Genomic DNA, 17,961 nt, shown 5'->3' on the forward strand with positions numbered 1-17,961 from the left:
GAGCTTGATCACCTGAGGTGGAAGCGCCTTGCGGCGTTCAGCCGGCTTTGCCCGGCTTGCGGAAACGCAGCACGAACTGATCGGTGTGGCCGCGGATCGAAGGATCGAATATTTTGACCGTGCGCGTATCGGCGGGATTGGCGAGCACCTTGCTCTCGCCGTCGAAGACGAAGCCGGCGGCTTCCACTTCCTGCCGCACCAAAGCCGCGTCGATCCGGTGCAGATCCTGCGTGTTGGCCGCACCCGATCCGGCCGGAGCCGAGTGATCGAGCACGATATAGGTCCCGCCCGGGCGGATCATGCGGAACAGCACCTTGTTGGCCGCGACCATGTCGATGCCCGGCAGATTGTGGAAATCATGATAATTTTGCGAGGTCCAGGCGACGTCGATCAGGTTGTCGGGGCCGGGCTGCATCAGCGGATCATGCTCGACCGTGATATTCTCGCGGCCCGACTCCTTCGACAGCGCCGTCACGCCATCGATCGCACGAGTGGATTTGGTCAGGAATTCGTCGGGGACATAGGCCATCACCTTGCCCTTGGGGCCGACCATGTCGGAGAAGAGGCGGGTGAAATAGCCGCCGCCCGGCATCATCTCCAGCACGACCATGCCCGGCTTGATCCCGGCGAACGCAAGCATTTCGGCCGGCTTGCGCTCGTCATCGCGTGCTTTGTCGCTCGCCGGACGGGCCGGATCGGCAATCGCTGCCGCGATCGCGGGTGAGGGGGTGGCGGCGGGCGCGGTACAGGCCAGCAGAAGCCCGATGGTCGCGGCGGCAATGGTCGAACGGATCATGGCATCTCCTCCCTGTCCCTGGTCTTTTCGACCAGTTGGCGCGCGAAATGCGCCTCGATCGCACGGCGTACCCCCAAAGCGATCTTGTGACGATAGCTGGAAGAGGTGAGGAGCGCGAGATCGTCGTCGTTCGAAATATAACCCGTCTCGAGCAGCACCGAAGGTACGTCGGGGGCCTTCAGCACCATCAGCCCGGCAAATTTGTGGAAGGTCGGTTTCAGCCCGATCAGCGGCGCCAGTTCGCGCTGGAGCCTGGCAGCAAAGGCCGAGGAGGTATTCATCGTCTCGCGCTGCGCCAGATCGATCAGGATCGAGGATACATCGTTCGACGCGCTCGACAGATCGACGCCGTTGATCACGTCGGCCTTGTTCTCGCGCGTCGCCAGCGCTGCCGCGACCCGGTCCGAAGAGGTTTCGGACAGGGTGTAGATGCTTGCGCCCCGTGCCGCCGGCGTGGGGGCGCTGTCGCAGTGGACCGAGATGAAGAGATCGGCATGGAGCGCGCGAGCGATCTCGCGCCGTTCGGCCAGGATCAGGAAGCGGTCGTCGGATCGGGTGAGCGCCACACGCACGCGGCCGCTTTCGACCAGTTCGTCGCGAATCGCCTTGGCGATGGCAAGCGCGATCGTCTTCTCGCGTTCGCTATCGTCGGACGACGACGATCCCGGGTCGTGCCCGCCATGGCCGGCATCGATCACCACCAACGGCAGATCGGATCGTTTGGGCCCCTCGATCCTCGGCAGCTGGAGCCGGGCCGGACGCGGCGGAATGGCGGCAGTCGCGCGATTGGGTGGCAACGCAGCTTGCGCCCCGCTTGCCGCCAGCAAGATCGCACCGAAGATCGCCGCCTGCATTCGCACGAACAGCCGTTTAACGCATTGGCGAGTCGGAGGGAATCCATTGCCGCTTACTATTGCGACGGCACACCGCGATACCGATATCGGGATGGATCGGTCAGCGCGGTGCTTTCGGTTGCCGGACAATAAGGCAGATGCTACGCACCCGTGTCCAGCTTGGGCGGATACCATTCCGTCCTCGCCGGTCCGCCCCCGGCGCGAAGCATATCGCGGCCGGCGATCCAGGTTGAAGCCGCATGCGCCATTTCTCCCCTGTTCCACGTCAGACCGCACCGGGGTGCGGGACGTGGGCGCGGGACCTTTCCGGAATCCAGTGTGGACCGGGTGGCCATGCCGCAGAGGCATATTCAAGCATCATCGGGGCTGATGCGGCGCGATCAAACGCGCCGGATGCGCCCCCTTATCATCGCGCCCCGCGCCGTTCGTCGGCAAAGCCGGGCGCCCGGAGACCAGTGAATGTCCATGCGCATGTTGATCGACGCGCGCCACCGGGAGGAAACCCGCGTGGCCGTCGTCAAAGGGAATCGAATAGAGGAGTTTGATTTCGAGTCCGAAGAGCACAAGCAGCTCAAGGGGAATATCTATCTAGCCAAGGTTACGCGGGTCGAGCCGTCGCTGCAGGCGGCGTTCGTCGATTATGGCGGCAACCGTCATGGTTTCCTCGCTTTCTCGGAAATCCATCCCGATTATTACCAGATCCCCAAGGAGGATCGCGAAGCTCTGCTCCGTGAGGAAGCCGAGCATGCCGCCGAAGAAGAGGCGCTGCGCTCGCGTGACGACAATGAGGATGAGGACGAGGATGAGATCGAGGCCAATGAGCGCCTCGACGACGACGGCGGGCGCGAGCTGCTCGATGCGGCCGAAGATCATGCCCATCATGACGACGAGGAAGGCGCGCCGCCGCCGCCGCAGCCGACCTCTGCCGGTGGCGACGATGGCGGCGTAGAATCGCTTCGTCAGCGGCGCATGAACCTGCGCCGTCGCTACAAGATCCAGGACGTGATCCGGCGCCGTCAGGTGCTGCTCGTCCAGGTCGTCAAGGAGGAGCGCGGCAACAAGGGTGCGGCGCTTACCACCTATCTGAGCCTTGCCGGCCGCTATTGCGTCCTCATGCCCAATACCAGCCATGGCGGGGGCATCAGCCGCAAGATCAGCAACAGCGCCGATCGCAAGCGCCTGAAATCGATCCTGTCCGATCTCAATCTCCCGCGTACGATGGGCTGCATCGTCCGCACCGCCGGCCTCCAGCGTACCAAGCCCGAGATCAAGCGCGATTTCGACTACCTCGCCCGCCTCTGGGACGAGATCCGCGAGAAGACCTTATCGTCATCGGCCCCGGCCGAAGTTTATCGCGACAATGATCTGATCAAGCGCGCCATCCGCGATATCTACAGCAAGGATATCGACGAGGTCATCGTCGAGGGCGAGGAGGGCTATCATGCCGCGCGCAGCTTCATGAAGCTGCTGATGCCGAGCCATGCGCGCAAGATCCTGCCTTATTCGGACGCCATTCCCTTGTTCCAGCGCTTCGGCGTCGAGGATCAGCTGGCGGCGATGTACCAGCCGGTCGTCCAGCTGAAATCGGGCGGTTACATCGTCATCAACCCGACCGAAGCGCTCGTCTCGATCGACATCAACTCGGGCCGTTCGACGCGCGAGCACAATATCGAGCAGACCGCGACCGCGACCAATCTGGAAGCAGCCCAGGAGATCGCGCGTCAGCTGCGCCTGCGCGACATGGCGGGCCTGGTCGTCATCGACTTCATCGACATGGAGAACGGATCGAACATCCGTAAGGTCGAGAAGGCGCTCAAGGAGGCGCTCAAGAACGATCGCGCGCGCATCCAGGTCGGCCGCATCTCGGGCTTCGGTTTGTTCGAGATGAGCCGCCAGCGGCTGCGCACGGGTGTGCTCGAAGCATCGACCCGCCTGTGCCCGCATTGCGAAGGATCAGGCTTCATCCGCACCGCTTCCTCGTCCGGCCTGCAGGCGCTGCGCCTGCTCGAGGAGGAGGCTGCGCGCGGCCGCGGTTCGCGCCTGTGCCTGCATGCCAGCCAGGAGGCGACGCTGTACGTCCTCAATCGCAAGCGTGCGGAGCTCGCCGACATCGAAGAGCGCTATGGCGTGATGATCGAGGTTCTGAGCGACGGTACGCCGGAAGGCGCGCGCATGGCGGTCGAGGCGTCCGGACCCCCGCCGTCGCATGCGCCGCGCCTGCCGCAGCAGATCATCGCGGAGCCCGATGACGAAATCCTCGACGAGATCGAGGAAGAGGAGATCGAGGAGACCGTCCAGCAGGCCGACAGCCGCGGTGAAGGCCGTGGCGAAGAGGGTGAAGGCGATAGTGACGGCCGTCGCCGTCGTCGTCGTCGTCGTCGCCGTGGTGGTCAGCGCGAACGCGGCGAGGGCGAGCAGTCGATCGAAACCGCGAACGAGGATGGCGAATCCGAGGGTGAAGCGGACGAAGGCGAAGACGCCGAAGCCAAGCCGGCTGTAGCCGGGGACGGTGAGGAAGCCCGCGGCGAAGACGGTAAGCGCCGCGGTCGTCGTGGCCGTCGGGGTGGTCGCCGTCGCGGCGGTCGCGACGAGGCGCCGGGTGAAGCCGGGATCGAGGCAGTGTCCGAAGCCGCGCCCGAGATCGTGGCAGAGGCCGAACCGCAGCCTGAAGAGACGGAAGAGAAGCCCGCCCCGCGTCGCCGTCCGCGCGCACGCAAATCGGCCGAGCCGGTGGCGGAAGTGGCTGCGGTGGCCGAAGTGGCAGCGCCCGAGCCAGCCGCTGCAGAGGAAGCGCCGGTGGCCGAGGAACCCGTCGCGAAGCCGCGTCGGGCCCGTCGCAAGCGCGCTGATGCCGATGTGGCTGTCGGGCCCGCTACCGAGGTCGCACCCGTCGAGGTCGCGGCCGAGCCGGTCGCGATCGTTGCCGAAGTAGCCGAGCCGGCGCCCAAGCCGCGCCGCCGCCGTGCAGCGGCGGCTACTGCCGGTCAGCCGGTCGCTTCGGTGGCCGAACCGGAAGCTGCCGTGGCAGCGTCGGCGGAGGAGGAAGCGACCGAAACGGTCTCGGCCGAACCCGGTGAGGGCGGGGCGCCGCGCCGGGGTTGGTGGCAGCGTACGTTCGGCGCGTGATCGTCTTGCGGCCCGCTTTGCTTCGGAAGCAAAGCGGGCCGCCTGATGTGTGTTTAAGCCACGGTTCAGCGGGCCTAGAACAGTGAGGGGATGATGTTCGGCCATTTCCGTTCGCTGCGACTCGCCTGCACGGCATTCGTTTCGCTGGCGTTCGTCGCGGAGCCGGTACTGGCGCAATCGGTGTTGCGCGATGCCGAGACCGAGCAATTCTTCAGCGATATCACTGCGCCGATGGCGGTCTCGGCCGGGCTTTCGCCCAACGCCGTCAAACTGGTGCTGATCAACGATCCGGAGATCAACGCCTTCGTTGCGGTCGGCCAGGCGATCTTCATCAATTCGGGCACGATCGAGCATGCCGACACGGCCAACGAGGTCGCGGGCGTCATCGCGCACGAACTCGGCCATATCGAAACCGGCGGTTCGGCGCTGACCGCACAGGATGCCGCGAAGGCCGCGACCCGCGTCACCCTGCTGTCGCTGCTGCTCGGCGCCGCGGCGATTGCCGCGGGTGCGGGCGAGGCGGGCATGGCAGCGATGATGGCCGGCCAGAGCGCCGCAGAAGGCAAATTCCTGGCATTCAGCCGCGCGGTCGAGGGCGCAGCCGACGCATCGGCGGTGCGTCACCTCAACGATTCGCATTATTCGGGCAAGGGGATGGTCAGCTTCTTCGAGAAGCTGAAGCGCGAGGAATATCGCCTTACGCCGAGCTTCACCCATGTCGATCCGTTCGCGGTCGATCACCCGATGACCGAGGATCGCCTGCTCGCACTGCGCGCCGATCTGGAGAAATCGCCTTACTGGAATACGGTACCTGATCCGGCGCAGCAGGCGCGCTTCCTCCGCATCAAGGCGAAGCTGATCGGCTATCTGGAAGAGCCGCGCATCGTGATGAACAAATATCCGGTGAGCGATCAGAGCCTGCCGGCGCATTATGCGCGGGCTTATGCGTGGCATCGCAGCGGTTACCCCGATCGCGCGATGCAGGAGGTCGATGCATTGACGGCGATGGCCCCGCAAGATCCCTATTTCCTGGAATTGAAGGGGCAGATCCTGCTCGAATCGGGCAAGCCCGCGCTGGCAATTCCGCCGCTGCGCGAGGCAGTGGTGCAGTCGCGATCGACACCGCTGATCGCCTCGCTACTCGGCGATGCGCTCGTCGCGACGGATGATCCGGCGAACCTGAAGGAGGCCGAGCACGTGCTCAAGGTCGCGGTCCAGCGCGATAACGAGAACCCGCAGGCATGGTATAATCTCGGCCTGATCTACACCAAATTGGGGGATGAGCCCCGCGCTTATCTGGCTAGTGCGGAGAAGTGGAGCCTCGAAGGCAATCCGCGTCTCGCTATGGCCAATGCTGAGAATGCGATGCACGGCATTCCGGTCGGCACCCCCGATTACCTCCGCGCGCAGGATCTTGCGCTGACCGCCCGCGACGAAGCCCAGAAGAAGAAACGGCGATAATGGCACATATGACCAGAGGTTGGACACTCGCCGGCATGGCGCTGACGGGGTTGGGCGGTGTGGCGGCCGGAGTCTTCATCGCAGGTGGCGCGCACGGTACGTCCGACAAGGCCGCGCTCGAGGCGGTGGTGCACGATTATGTGCTCGCGCATCCCGATATCATTCCCGAAGCGATCGATCGCTTCCATGCGAACGAGACCGCCAAGGTCATCTCCGCGGATCGCACGGCGATCGAGACGCCGTTTGCAGGCGCCTGGGCGGGCAATCCCAAGGGCGACGTGACCCTCGTCATGTTTACCGATTATAATTGCGGCTATTGCCGCGCGAGCGCGCCCGATATCGATAAATTGCTGGCCGAGGATCCCAAGCTCAAGGTCGTCTGGCGCGAGATTCCCGTGCTGGGGCCGCAGAGCGATGTCGCTGCCCGCGTCGCGCTCGCTGCGGCCAGGCAGGGCCGCTATCTGCCCTTCCACCGCGCGGTCTTCGCCGATGGCCGCCCCGATGACGCGCATCTGGCCGCCGCCGGCAAGGCGGTGGGGCTCGATGCCGGCCGTGTCGCCGTGGACAGCAAGAGCGCCGCGGTTGCCCGCGAGGTCGATGCCAATCTGGCCATGGCCACGCGGATCGGTGTTACCGGCACGCCGGCCTTCGTCATTGGCGATAAATTGATATCAGGCGCCGTGGGGCACGACTCGCTGGCGAAGGCCATTGCAGACGCACGGAAAAGCTGAACAGCTTCGCACGGATCGACAAGGTTGCTCCCCGGAAGGGGAGGATCATCGTGACCGCCGATCAGTCCTCAATAAGCATTCCTGTGCACGACCACCCGGATCGTTGACATCAGGATCGATATATCGCGCCAGATCGTCCAGCCGTTCAGATATTCCAGATCGGCGCGCAGCCGGTTGGCCAGGTCGACCCGCTCGCGCGTTTCGCCACGATAGCCACGGACCTGCGCCAGCCCGGTGAGGCCCGGCTTGGAGGCGTGACGATGCCAGTAGCGCTCGTCGACTTCCCAGAACAATTCGGTGCCGGCGAGGCTGCCGAGCGCGTGCGGCCGGGGCCCCACGAGGCTCATTTCGCCGCGCAGCACGTTGAACAATTGGGGTAGCTCGTCAATGCTGCTCGATCGGATGAATCGGCCGACCCGGGTCACGCGATCGTCGTCGCGGCTGGTCGACTTGTTGCCGTCATGATCGCTCAGATCGTGCTTCATGCTGCGGAACTTGTACATCAGGAAGATGCGGTTGCCGCGCCCGACGCGCGGCTGCAGGAAGAAGACCGGCCCCTTCGAATCGAGCTTGATCGCGATCGCCACGGCGATCAGGAGCGGCGCCAGGAAGATCACGCCGGGAATGGTGAGGATCAGGTCGAGACCGCGCTTGACCGCGCGGCGGCTGAGATCGAGCGGCGCATGCGCCACCGCGAGCGTGTGATTGCCGGAGAAGGTGCCGATTCCGATCGCGCCCAACTCGTCGAGTTCCTCGGCGATGATGTGGCCGTTGACGTTCGATCCCTTGAGCAGCATCGCCCAGACCTGTCGGCGCTCGGGCGGGCAGGCGATCACCACCCGGTCGACGCCCTGCAAATGCATGCCGAGCCGGTTGAGCATGTGCGGATCGTGGACGTCCGGGCACAAATCGTCTTCGGTGGTGCGGAGCACGTGGACGCCCGGCGGCGGCGTGATCGTGACCCCGTCGATGATCATGAGATCGTAGACCAGCTTCATGCCGGTCAGGCGCTTGATATAGAGGAAGCACAGGTAGCGGCCGGCGGCCATCGAGCCGAGCGTGGTCAGGATCGCGATGCCCGACGTGACGCGCGACAGATCCGACGCCACCTTCATGTAGTAAGCCAGAAAGAAGACGGCGAAGACCGCGAAGATATAGGCCATCGCCGCGCGCGACAGGCCGGTCTGCACATCCGGCAGTACATCGGCGGCGTAAGCGTCGCTGTTGATCGCGATACCGACATATATGGGTAGCACGACCGAGAAGAGATTGAGGCCTGTGGCGGCGAACGGATCGCCGAAGCGGATGACGTTGCCGAGGATGCAGCCGAGGAAGACCGTAAGGCAGTCGACGACCAGCAGCATCAGGCACAGCCTGACGCGCATCGCCTGAATCTCGCTGAGGGGAACGCGCGACTTTGGCGGGTGCAATTTGGGATCAGCGATATTCATGTTCATCGCACGCCCCCATGCCGCGGCCCCTTGCCGCTATGCTCCGCCAATCTACGCTTCTTCGTGTCGATCTGCCACACCGGTCGCCGCAACTCCCTGGCGTGCCGATCGCGCCTTGCCTGCGGGACCCGGCCTGCCTGCGACAGCACGAGGCTCGCACCTCTGTCAATGTCGATCCTCCGCGTTGCCCCGCCCAGGCGGTGAATTGCGGGAGGTGCGAAGAAAATCCCCGGTTCAGGCCCTCGTTCGCCACGCAAATCCATGAATTCGCACGATCTACCGCAATCCGTCCGCCAGCGAGAGCAGGTATCGGCCATAGCCGGTCTTGGCAAAAGCTTCGCCGCGCCGTCGCAACTGGGCAGCGTCGATGAAGCCGTTGTCGAACGCTATTTCCTCGAGGCAGGCGATTTGCAGCCCCTGACGATGCTGAACCGTGCGGACGAATTCGGACGCTTCGAGCAAACTATCATGCGTGCCGGTGTCGAGCCAGGCATGGCCGCGCGACAATTGCTCCACATAGAGTTCGCCCATTTCCATATACATGCGGTTGAGATCGGTGATCTCGAGCTCCCCGCGGGGCGAGGGGCGCACCTGCCGCGCCAGCTCGCAGACACGATCGTCATAGACGTACAGCCCGGTCACCGCCTGGTGGGATTTGGGCTGCTTGGGCTTCTCCTCGATCGAGATGGCGCGACCCTCGGCGTCGAGTTCGACCACGCCATAGGCTTCCGGTTGGTCGACATGATATGAGAAGACCGTCGCTCCGCGCTCGCGCTGGACCACGCGACGCAGGCGCTCGCTCAGATCGGCACCGAAAAAGATGTTGTCGCCCAATACAAGCATGCCCGGGCCACCTTCGAGGAAGGGCGCGCCGATCGTGAAGGCTTGCGCCAATCCTTCCGGTCGCGGCTGGAGCGCATAATCGATCCTGATGCCGAACTGGCTGCCGTCCTCGAACAGCCGGCGATAATTATCGAGATAGTCGGGCGAGGAGATGATCAGAACCTCGCGCATGCCGGCCAGCATCAGCACCGACATTGGATAATAGATCATCGGCTTGTCATAGATCGGCAGCAGCTGCTTGTTGATCGCCAAGGTGGCCGGGTGGAGCCGCGTGCCGCTGCCGCCGGCCAGGATGATGCCCTTCATGCGCCCTCGCGCTCCTTCGAAAGAAGTTGGTCGACGATACCGTCGATGGCCGTCCGCCACGGCCGCGGCACGACCCCGAAATCGCGTTCGATCCGCGCGGTCGACAGCCGGGAATTGGCCGGCCGCCGTGCCGGGGTGGGATAATCGGCGGTGGTGATGGCGGCCACTCTGGGTTGCGGCCGGCCATGGGTCGCCGCGCGGGCGAACACCGCTTCGGCCAGTTCATGCCAGGTCGCCTCGCCGCCATTGACGAAATGATACGTGCCCCAAAGCGGTGCGTCGCCGGTCGCGGCGCGCAGCAGCACGATCAGCGTGCGGGCAATATCCTCGGCCGCGGTCGGGCAACCATGCTGGTCGCCGACGACGCGCAATTCGGGGCGATCGGCGCCCAGACGGAGCATCGTCTTGATGAAATTGGCGCCGTCCGGGCTCACCACCCAGGCGGTGCGCAGGATGATGTGATGCGGGTTGGCGGTGCGCACCGCCTGTTCCCCACCCTCCTTGGAGGCGCCATAGACCCCGATCGGGCCGACCGGATCATCCTCGACATAAGGGGCGGCGCTCGCGCCGTCGAAGACGTAATCGGTCGAGACATGGATCAGCGGAATCCCCGCCGCGTGGCTGGCGGCGGCGAATGCGGCCGGCGCGAGCGCATTGATCTTCCAGGCAGAGACGACATCACCCTCAGCCTTGTCGACTGCGGTATAGGCGGCAGCATTGATCACTGCCGCCCACGGCCGTGACCCGACCATTGCCGCGATCGCGTCCGGATCGGCCAGATCGAGCTCGGTGCGGTCTGGCGTCACCAACTCGAAATCGTCCAGCGTCAGCCGTTTGAGCGCGGAGCCGACCTGACCGGATCCGCCGGTGACCAGAACGGGACGCATCAGCCGCTCAGCCCGACGCGTTTGACCGCGCCCTTTTCGACGACCAGCGGGCGCCACCAGGCTTCATTGTCGAGATACCAGCGGATCGTCCGTTCGATGCCCGAATCGAAGCTTTCCCGCGCCGTCCAGCCCAGTTCGCGCTCGATCTTGCTCGGGTCGATCGCGTAGCGATGGTCGTGGCCAGGCCGATCGGTGACGTAGGTGATCTGGTCCTTGTAGGATTTGCCGTCAGCGCGGGGGCGGATGCCGTCGAGCGTCTCGCAGATCCGGGTGACCACCGCGATATTGGTCTTCTCGGCGCGTCCGCCGATAATGTAGCTCTGGCCGGGCGTTCCGGTTTCGAACACGCGGGTCAAGGCGCGCGCATGATCCTCGACGAACAGCCAGTCGCGTACGTTCAGGCCTTCGCCGTAGACCGGCAGCCCCTCGCCCGAGAGCGCCTTGATGATGATCAGCGGGATCAGTTTCTCGGGAAAATGGAACGGCCCGTAATTGTTCGAGCAATTGGTCACCAGGACCGGCAGGCCATACGTGTCGTGCCACGCGCGAACCAGATGATCGGACGAGGCCTTCGATGCCGAATAAGGCGAGTGCGGATCGTAGGGCGTCTCCTCGGTGAAGAAGCCGTCGTCGGCGAGCGTGCCGAACACCTCGTCGGTCGAGATATGGTGGAAGCGGAACTCCGCTTTCGCCGCGTCGTCCAGCCCGCGCCAGTAATCGAGTGCTGCGTTCAGCATCGTGAAGGTGCCGACGATGTTGGTCTCGATGAAGGCGGCCGGGCCATCGATCGAGCGATCGACATGGCTTTCGGCGGCGAGATGCGTGACCACATCGGGCCGGAAATCCGCCAGCGCCTGCGCGATGGCGGGCCCATCGCAAATATCGGCCTGAAGGAAGCGGTAGCGCGGGCTGTTGTCGATCGGCGCCAGGCTGGAGAGATTGCCCGCATAGGTAAGCTTGTCGACGTTGAGCACCTCATGCGGCGTCTCGCGGATCAGGTGACGCACCAGCGCCGATCCAATGAAACCCGCGCCGCCGGTCACGAGAATGCGCAACGGCTTCGAGGATGAAACGGTCTCGGTCATGCGTCGATCGGCTCCAGCGGTTGACCGTCATAGTCGAACGGGCTGTTGGCCTCGCTCAATGGCGGCAGGATCTCGTCCTTGGGCGACAAGGTCGGCGAGCGGCCGGCGAGCGGCCAGGGCAGACCGATCGCGGGATCGTTCCAGATCACCCCGCCTTCGGCCTGCGGCGCGTAGAGACCGCTCACCTTATATTCGACCTCGGTATTCGGTTCGAGCGTGACGAAGCCATGGGCGAAGCCAATCGGTACGAACAGTTGGTGCCCGTTTTCCGCGCTCAATTCTGCGGCGACCCACTTGCCGAAGGTCGGTGAGCCACGCCGGGCATCGACCGCGACATCCCAGATGCTGCCGCGCACGCAGCGAATCAGCTTGTCCTGTCCGAATGGCGGCGCCTGCCAGTGAAGGCCGCGTAATACGCCGACGTCGCGCGACATCGAATGATTGTCCTGCACGAAGGTAACGCCGATGCCCATTTCGGCGTAGCGTTCGGCATTGTAGGTTTCGACGAACCAGCCGCGGTCGTCGCCGAAGCGGCGCGGACGGATCAGTTTTACGCTCATGACAGGCCCCCGGAGCACAGGCGACACAGGGTCGCGCAAAGGTCGCGGCGACGGCTACCGGAAACGAGCGCTGGTGAAAAGCGATTGATGCACCGCGTCATTTTTCGGGCCTCGCCTTTTGCGCACGCGACCAGCGCCATACCAATCCGAATACGGCTGGCCCATCGACCAAGTAGCGCCGCCATAGCCGTCGCGGCTGGCTCGCCAGCCGCCAGGCCCATTCCATCCCCGCTTTCTGTACAATTCGGGGTGCGCGTATTTGCTCGCCGGTGATGAATTCGACCGCGGCGCCGATGCACAGGCCGAAGCCCGTGACCCGGCCGTCCTCCCGCATCTCGCGCGCCAGCACCTCCTGCTGCGGCGATCCCACCGCGAGCAACAGGATACGGGCATGGGCATTGGCGGCGAACTCGATCGCCTTTGCCCGTGCCGGCGCGTCACGCAGCAATCCCATCGGTGGCGAATGCTGGAGGACCGTGACGCCCGGGTGGCGCGCGCCCAATCTGGCGGCGGTTTCGGACGATCCGCCGATCAGGCACAGCCGGTCGCCAGGGGCGATCATCCGATCCATGATCTCGCGAACGAGATCGCTCCCAGGAACGACCGTCAGTTCGACGCCGACGAGCCTGGCGAGACGGCTTACCACGCGGCTGTCGCACAGGCAGAGTTCGGCTTGCTCATAGGCGGCGCGGATTGCCGGCTCGGCCTTTTCGAGCCGCACGATATGATCGACGTTCGGGGTGACGAGGTAGCCGAACGGCGCGTCGGGATCGCGCGCCGCGATCAGGCAGAACGTCTCCTGCAGCGACAAAGGATCATAGTCGACGTCGAGGAAGCGCGTTCGGGCGACGGGTGCTGTCATCTGGCTTCGCCGGCTCAGGACAAACCGGCGATCGCCTGCCGCGCTTCCGCAGCGCAGTCGGCATTTCCGGCCGTCGTGCAAACGTCGCGATAGATGCGCCAGCCATCAAATTGACGCGAATGCGTATGGGCGAAGGCGGCAGCGGTATCGGTTGCCTCCTTGATACGCTTGCGGCTCAGCAGCCACTTCGTCTGCGCGTCCAACAGTCCCGTGCTGTTCGGGAAACTCCCGCGCGCCTCGCCAAAGGCTTTGGCGGCGAGCACGTCGTTGCCCTGTTTGGCGTAGATGGTCGCCAGCAGCAGTGCCGCCTCTTCGTTGGAGCTGTCGTCGCTGACGACCACGCCTGCATCGGTGGCCGCCTTCATGAAATCTCCCCGTTCAAGCGCGATCCTCGCTCGTAAAAGGAGGCCGACGGGATTGACGCTGTCGAAAGCAAGCAGCGCATCGATCTTGCTCTGGAGTTCGCTCGTGCGGTTCAGAGCGTAGAGTGCGCGCGCATAGCTTGCCTGAATGTCGACATTGCCGACAGAGACCGGCTGGGGTGCGATGAACGCCAGCAAGGTCGCTGCGCGCGCGGGTTCGCCCATGGAGGTCAGGATGTCGGCAAGCGCGGCCCGGACGTGGGGCGGCGTCTTCGTCGCCAGCGCGACAATCCGGTCGATGGCGGCCGGCCTGGTTTCGATGTCGCGCCAGAGGCCGGCTACGGCCGTCATTACCGATAAGCTGCCCGACTGCCTTTGCGAAAGCTCCAGGATCAACGCCCGTGCTTCGTCGTCGCGGCCCATCGCGTGGTAGGCGCGCACCGCTTCGAGGGCATATTTGGTGTCGTCGGGGAATTTGGCATGCAATGTGATCGCCATGCGGCGTATCCCCGCCAGATCGCCCCGCCGCCGATACATGTTCATCAATTCGCGTGGCACATCGTTGTTGGCGGGATCGGCCTTCTGTCGCTCCTCCAGCAAGGCGATGGCATCGCGCGGGCGGCCCGATAGTTCGGTGATGCGCGCGCGCAGGATATAGCCTTCCGCAAGCCCGGGCGCCTGGGCGATGATCGAGCTGGCGATTTTCTCGGCGTCGGCGAACCGCTTGTCGTTCATTGCGACGGCGCCCGACGTTATCAGGCCGGCAAGGTCGTTGGGCTGGAGCAGCAGCAGCGGATCGATATACTGCTTGGCAAGGTCGAACTGGCCGGCACGGACCGAAAGCACGGCGAGATTTTCCAGGGCCTCGATATTGGTCGGTTCGAGATCGAGCGCGCGCTGATAGGATATTGCGGCAGCGCTCGAGTTGTTAACCATATCCTGCACTTTCGCGAGCTTCAGCCAGCGGCGCGGTTCGTTATCGTCGAGCTTCACCGCACGGGAAATCGATTCGAGCGCAGCCGGATAGGCTTTCACGCTCATTTCGCGATCATAGAGCGCCTCATATCCGTCGGACTTCTCGATCTTCGAATGGCACGCCGCCAAAGCGAGCAGCACGACCAAGGCGGCTGGGATAACCCGGATCGATGTAAGTGACGGGAAAAGCGCAGATTTATTTCCAACCCTGGTCATCCGCTGCCCATTCCCGCCATCCGGCAATCGTTTCTTTCAAGGCCGATATCAGGCAAAGCCTAATTCAGCGTTCACCGGGTGCCCATATCAAAGCGCGGTTGATCGGGATACGGCTGCGCAAAGTGGCACCTCGCTTGACCGGTGGGGGGCATGGCACATAATCGGTGGCCAAGCTTTTTCGCAAGTGCGATAGGTTGTGTTGGTAAACAAAGGGGCTGCCTTACATGAAGATCAGTGTAGCGATCGTTCTAGGGCTCGTCGCGCAGGTTGGCGTGGCTCAGGCTCAGGCTCCGGCGAAGCCTGCCGCAGCCACATACCATATTAGTGCAGGCGATCAGCTCGACATCTATGTCTGGGGCGACGAACGCCTGCAGCGTTCGATGAATGTGCTGCCCGACGGCACGATCGCCTTCCCGCTCGCGGGCACGGTCGCCGCAGCCGGCCGCACGCCGGCCGAGGTGGAGAGCGATCTCTCCAAGCTGCTCGCACCGCAATATAAGGGCGTGCCGCCGCAGGTCACGGTATCTGTGAAAATGTCGTCCGGCATGCAGGTTTCGGTCATCGGCAAAGTGCGGACGCCCGGCAATTTTACGCTTACGCGCTATATCGATCTGCTTGGTGCCTTGGCGCTGGCGGGCGGCACGACCGATTTTGCGGATGTCGGCAATATCGTGATCCTGCGGCGCGTGGGCGACCGCAACACCGTGATCCACGCCAGGCTGTCGAGCATCCTCAAAGGCAAGCCGTCGGAAGAGGACCTGGCATCACCGACCGCCGTGCCGCAATTGTTAGCGGGTGATACGGTGATCGTCCCATGAGCGGCGCGCGGATCGCCGGAGTGGCATTGCTGTTCGCGGCGGCCCCGGTGGGTGCCCAGCCGCTCGATTTCTCGGCCACCGTCGATGCCCATCTGGGCTACGCGGTCAATCCGCAGCTCGTGACCGGGGAGGATGCCGGTTCGGGCTATGGCGGGATCACGGTTTCGCCGCTGCTCAGCAAGGCCACCAGCGTATCGCAAACCACACTTGGTGGGACGTATAGCCGGGAGCAATATTTTTCCAATTATGGTCATACCGAGTCCGAGTCGGTAACCTTCAATCACAACCAGACATTCTCCGAATATCTGCGGGGTGGCGTTAATGCCGGTTATACGCGCAGCAATAATTTGCTGCTCAACGGCAATGAGGATCTTGTCCAGCTGGGGAATTTCGCGACCGGCGGCACGACTTCGATCCTCAGCGCCGGCGCCAATCTTTCGTGGCAGGCAACCGGCAAGGACAGCTTCACGGCGGATGGCAACTACATCCACCAGAAGACGGATAACTTTGGTTTCAGCAATACATTCGACGAATATGTCGCCGATGTCGGTTACATGCGCGCGCTAAATGCGCGAACCAAGATTGGTGTCAGGACGAACGTGACGTTCTACCATTCGCCGATCCAAAATTTCGGCGGTGGGCCAGAGGGCGGCAACAACCGCACGATTGGGCCGGCATTGGCGTGGCAGCAGATAATCAGCCCGATCTGGAACCTGGATGCGGACGTCGGCATCATTTTCCAGCATAGCGGTACGCCCTTTCCGAGCGACAGCAAGGGATTGGGATTCCATGCGCGGCTGTGCGGCACCTATCCGCGTAGCACCATCTGTTTCAGCGGTGCGCGGCAGAGTTCGGGCAGCGCCTTTGGCGGCCTGCGCCAGCAGCTGACATTCTCGGTGACCTATACATACCGGCTGACCGAGCTGAGCTCGTTTTCGCTCAACGGGATATATTCGAAGAATTCCAATGGCAATGGCAACGGCATCAACAACGCGTTTGCGGATTCCGATGTCTTCCGCGGGAGTATCGACTATAATCGCAAGCTGACCGACAGATTGTCGGTGGGCGTGGAAGGCCGCGGCGGGTATCTCAAGCGCCGCTCGTTCGGTTCGGCACGGTCGCTCGCGGGCAGCGCATATCTGAGAGTGAAGATCGGATGACGACGATGACGATCGCGGGGCAGGACGATGCCGAGGAGGTTTCCTCCGGCTTCATCGCCGCGTTGCCAACCGTGCTTTGGCAGCGGCGCTGGTGGATCCTGATCGCGGCGGTGCTGACGACTATTGGCGGCACCGTGACGGCTTACATGATGCACCCCGTCTATGAATCGAGCGCGACGATATTGATCGAGGCGCAGCAGATATCGGACAATCTGATCAACAATGGCCGCGATCCCACTACCGATGCGATTACGCAGCGGGTCGCCCGTGCCCGCGCCCGCGTGCTCAGCCGGCAGGATCTTATTCGCCTGATCCGCCAATATAACCTCTATCCCGATAAGCAGAGATCCCTGCCGCTTTCCAAGATCGTCGACACGATGCGCGATGCCACTACGATCGCCGCCGTCGATAACGCCATCAATCTCGGCCAGCGGAACGCGAACACGATCGCGATTTCGATCGCGTTCGATTATGACGATCCGGTCAAGGCACAGGCGGTCGCGCAGCAGTTCGTCGATCGGTTCCTCGAGGTCGATGCCAGCACGCAGGCCGGCCAGGCGACGGATACCGTCAACTTTCTGACCGAACAGGCGAACCAGATTCGCGGGCAAATCCAGGCGATCGAAAGCAAGATCCTTGCGAGCAAGGCCCAGAACGGCACGATCCTGGCGCTGGGTCAGTCGACCGGTAATCAGGCCGATGATGTTGCCCGCGTCGATTCGCAGATCGTTTCGCTTCAGGCCGATAATGCGCGCTTGTTGGCGACCGGCGGCACGAAACCGGATACAGCCGTCGCGGCGGCGGAAGCGCAACTGCGCGTGGCTCAGGCCAAATATTCGGACAGTCACCCGGACGTCCTGGCTGCGCGGGCTCAGCTCGATGCCGCGCGCCGGGCTGCGGCCAGCACGCCGGCCGCAGCCGATCCGACTGCGGCGCAGATTGCCGCCAATCGTTCCCAAATCGCGGCGTTGCAGCGCGCGCGCTCGATGATCCAATCGTCTTCGTCGTCGACATCGGCGGCACAGGCACGGGCGCCTTTGATCAACGCGGAGATCGAACAGCTTCAGAAGCAGGCCGATAATCTGCGCGATCAGTCGGTCGGCATCGGTACCAGGCTGCAGGCGGCTGAAATCCAGCAACGGATGGAAAACGAGCAGAAAGGCGAGCGTCTGACGCTCGCCGATCCGCCGGTCGTGCCTGATCGGCCGACCAAACCCAACCGTCCCGTGCTGATCCTCGGTTCGCTTGTCGGCGGGTTGGCGCTGGGGGCCGGTATCGTGCTGCTGATCGAGTTGCTCATGCATCCAATTCGCGGCACGGGCGCGGTGATCCATGCGCTCGGCGTGCCACCACTTGCGGTGGTTCCCGACTTCGATCGCAAGCCGAGCTGGATCGCGCGTATGATCGAGCGGCGCACGCGCAAGAAGTTTGCGCGGGGTTAACGAGAGTCCGTCACACTCTCGCTGTT

Annotated in this window: 15 protein-coding genes; 6 read left to right on the forward strand and 9 right to left on the reverse strand. The window is 63.8% G+C overall.

Annotated features, from left to right (window positions below; all coding sequences use genetic code 11):
• Positions 1–37: 37 nt before the first annotated feature.
• Together AB4Z44_RS21440 and AB4Z44_RS21445 are read right to left on the reverse strand one after the other, a co-directional pair.
• On the reverse strand, positions 38–796 hold the full coding sequence (locus AB4Z44_RS21440) for a class I SAM-dependent methyltransferase (protein WP_404711677.1): 759 nt from the start codon (positions 794–796) through the stop codon (positions 38–40).
• Complete coding sequence (locus AB4Z44_RS21445) at positions 793–1,650, reverse strand: N-acetylmuramoyl-L-alanine amidase (RefSeq protein ID WP_404714304.1); 858 nt, start codon at positions 1,648–1,650, stop codon at positions 793–795. Before AB4Z44_RS21445 ends, AB4Z44_RS21440 begins: the two co-directional genes overlap by 4 nt.
• Before the next feature lie 459 nt (positions 1,651–2,109).
• On the opposite strand from AB4Z44_RS21445, the gene AB4Z44_RS21450 reads away from it, so the two are divergent.
• The 3 genes from AB4Z44_RS21450 (at position 2,110) to AB4Z44_RS21460 (ending at position 6,968) form a co-directional block, all read left to right on the forward strand.
• Entirely contained in the window at positions 2,110–4,776 is a 2,667-nt protein-coding gene (locus tag AB4Z44_RS21450; RefSeq protein WP_404711678.1) for a ribonuclease E/G, read from the forward strand.
• A 90-nt stretch (positions 4,777–4,866) separates the two neighbouring features.
• The gene (locus AB4Z44_RS21455; protein ID WP_404711679.1) at positions 4,867–6,237 is read left to right on the forward strand and encodes a M48 family metalloprotease; all 1,371 of its coding nucleotides are present in this window, start codon (positions 4,867–4,869) and stop codon (positions 6,235–6,237) included.
• On the forward strand, positions 6,237–6,968 hold the full coding sequence (locus AB4Z44_RS21460; RefSeq protein ID WP_404711680.1) for a DsbA family protein: 732 nt from the start codon (positions 6,237–6,239) through the stop codon (positions 6,966–6,968). The genes AB4Z44_RS21455 and AB4Z44_RS21460 overlap by 1 nt, the downstream gene beginning before the upstream one ends.
• A gap of 68 nt (positions 6,969–7,036) precedes the next feature.
• Here the strand turns inward: AB4Z44_RS21460 and AB4Z44_RS21465 are convergent, their stop codons facing one another.
• From AB4Z44_RS21465 to AB4Z44_RS21495, 7 genes are all read right to left on the reverse strand, one after another.
• Positions 7,037–8,425, reverse strand: a complete 1,389-nt coding sequence (locus AB4Z44_RS21465) for an exopolysaccharide biosynthesis polyprenyl glycosylphosphotransferase (RefSeq protein WP_404711681.1) — start codon at positions 8,423–8,425, stop codon at positions 7,037–7,039.
• A gap of 270 nt (positions 8,426–8,695) precedes the next feature.
• Positions 8,696–9,568 carry a glucose-1-phosphate thymidylyltransferase RfbA gene (gene rfbA / locus AB4Z44_RS21470; protein ID WP_404711682.1) on the reverse strand — a complete coding sequence of 291 codons (873 nt, stop codon included), beginning with the start codon at positions 9,566–9,568 and terminating at the stop codon, positions 8,696–8,698.
• The gene (rfbD, locus tag AB4Z44_RS21475) at positions 9,565–10,455 is read right to left on the reverse strand and encodes a dTDP-4-dehydrorhamnose reductase (RefSeq protein ID WP_404711683.1); all 891 of its coding nucleotides are present in this window, start codon (positions 10,453–10,455) and stop codon (positions 9,565–9,567) included. The genes rfbA and rfbD overlap by 4 nt, the downstream gene beginning before the upstream one ends.
• Positions 10,455–11,540, reverse strand: coding sequence for a dTDP-glucose 4,6-dehydratase (rfbB, locus tag AB4Z44_RS21480; RefSeq protein WP_404711684.1), 1,086 nt, complete (start codon positions 11,538–11,540; stop codon positions 10,455–10,457). The genes rfbD and rfbB overlap by 1 nt, the downstream gene beginning before the upstream one ends.
• Positions 11,537–12,100: a dTDP-4-dehydrorhamnose 3,5-epimerase gene (gene rfbC / locus AB4Z44_RS21485; RefSeq protein ID WP_404711685.1), complete on the reverse strand. Its 564-nt coding sequence runs from the start codon at positions 12,098–12,100 to the stop codon at positions 11,537–11,539. Before rfbC ends, rfbB begins: the two co-directional genes overlap by 4 nt.
• A gap of 97 nt (positions 12,101–12,197) precedes the next feature.
• Positions 12,198–12,962, reverse strand: coding sequence for a WecB/TagA/CpsF family glycosyltransferase (locus AB4Z44_RS21490; protein WP_404711686.1), 765 nt, complete (start codon positions 12,960–12,962; stop codon positions 12,198–12,200).
• Positions 12,963–12,976: 14 nt separating this feature from the next.
• On the reverse strand, positions 12,977–14,440 hold the full coding sequence (locus AB4Z44_RS21495; protein ID WP_404711687.1) for a tetratricopeptide repeat protein: 1,464 nt from the start codon (positions 14,438–14,440) through the stop codon (positions 12,977–12,979).
• Between the two features lie 299 nt (positions 14,441–14,739).
• On the opposite strand from AB4Z44_RS21495, the gene AB4Z44_RS21500 reads away from it, so the two are divergent.
• Genes AB4Z44_RS21500 through AB4Z44_RS21510 form a run of 3 tightly spaced genes read left to right on the forward strand, consistent with a single transcriptional unit; the run spans position 14,740 to position 17,935 of the window.
• Complete coding sequence (locus AB4Z44_RS21500) at positions 14,740–15,333, forward strand: polysaccharide biosynthesis/export family protein (RefSeq protein ID WP_404711688.1); 594 nt, start codon at positions 14,740–14,742, stop codon at positions 15,331–15,333.
• Positions 15,334–15,353: 20 nt separating this feature from the next.
• Entirely contained in the window at positions 15,354–16,493 is a 1,140-nt protein-coding gene (locus AB4Z44_RS21505) for a hypothetical protein (RefSeq protein WP_404711689.1), read from the forward strand.
• Positions 16,490–17,935: a GumC family protein gene (locus tag AB4Z44_RS21510; RefSeq protein WP_404711690.1), complete on the forward strand. Its 1,446-nt coding sequence runs from the start codon at positions 16,490–16,492 to the stop codon at positions 17,933–17,935. The genes AB4Z44_RS21505 and AB4Z44_RS21510 overlap by 4 nt, the downstream gene beginning before the upstream one ends.
• The last annotated feature ends 26 nt before the right edge of the window (positions 17,936–17,961 follow it).

The organism is Sphingomonas sp. MMS24-J13 (assembly GCF_044905095.1).
GTDB lineage: Bacteria > Pseudomonadota > Alphaproteobacteria > Sphingomonadales > Sphingomonadaceae > Sphingomonas_I.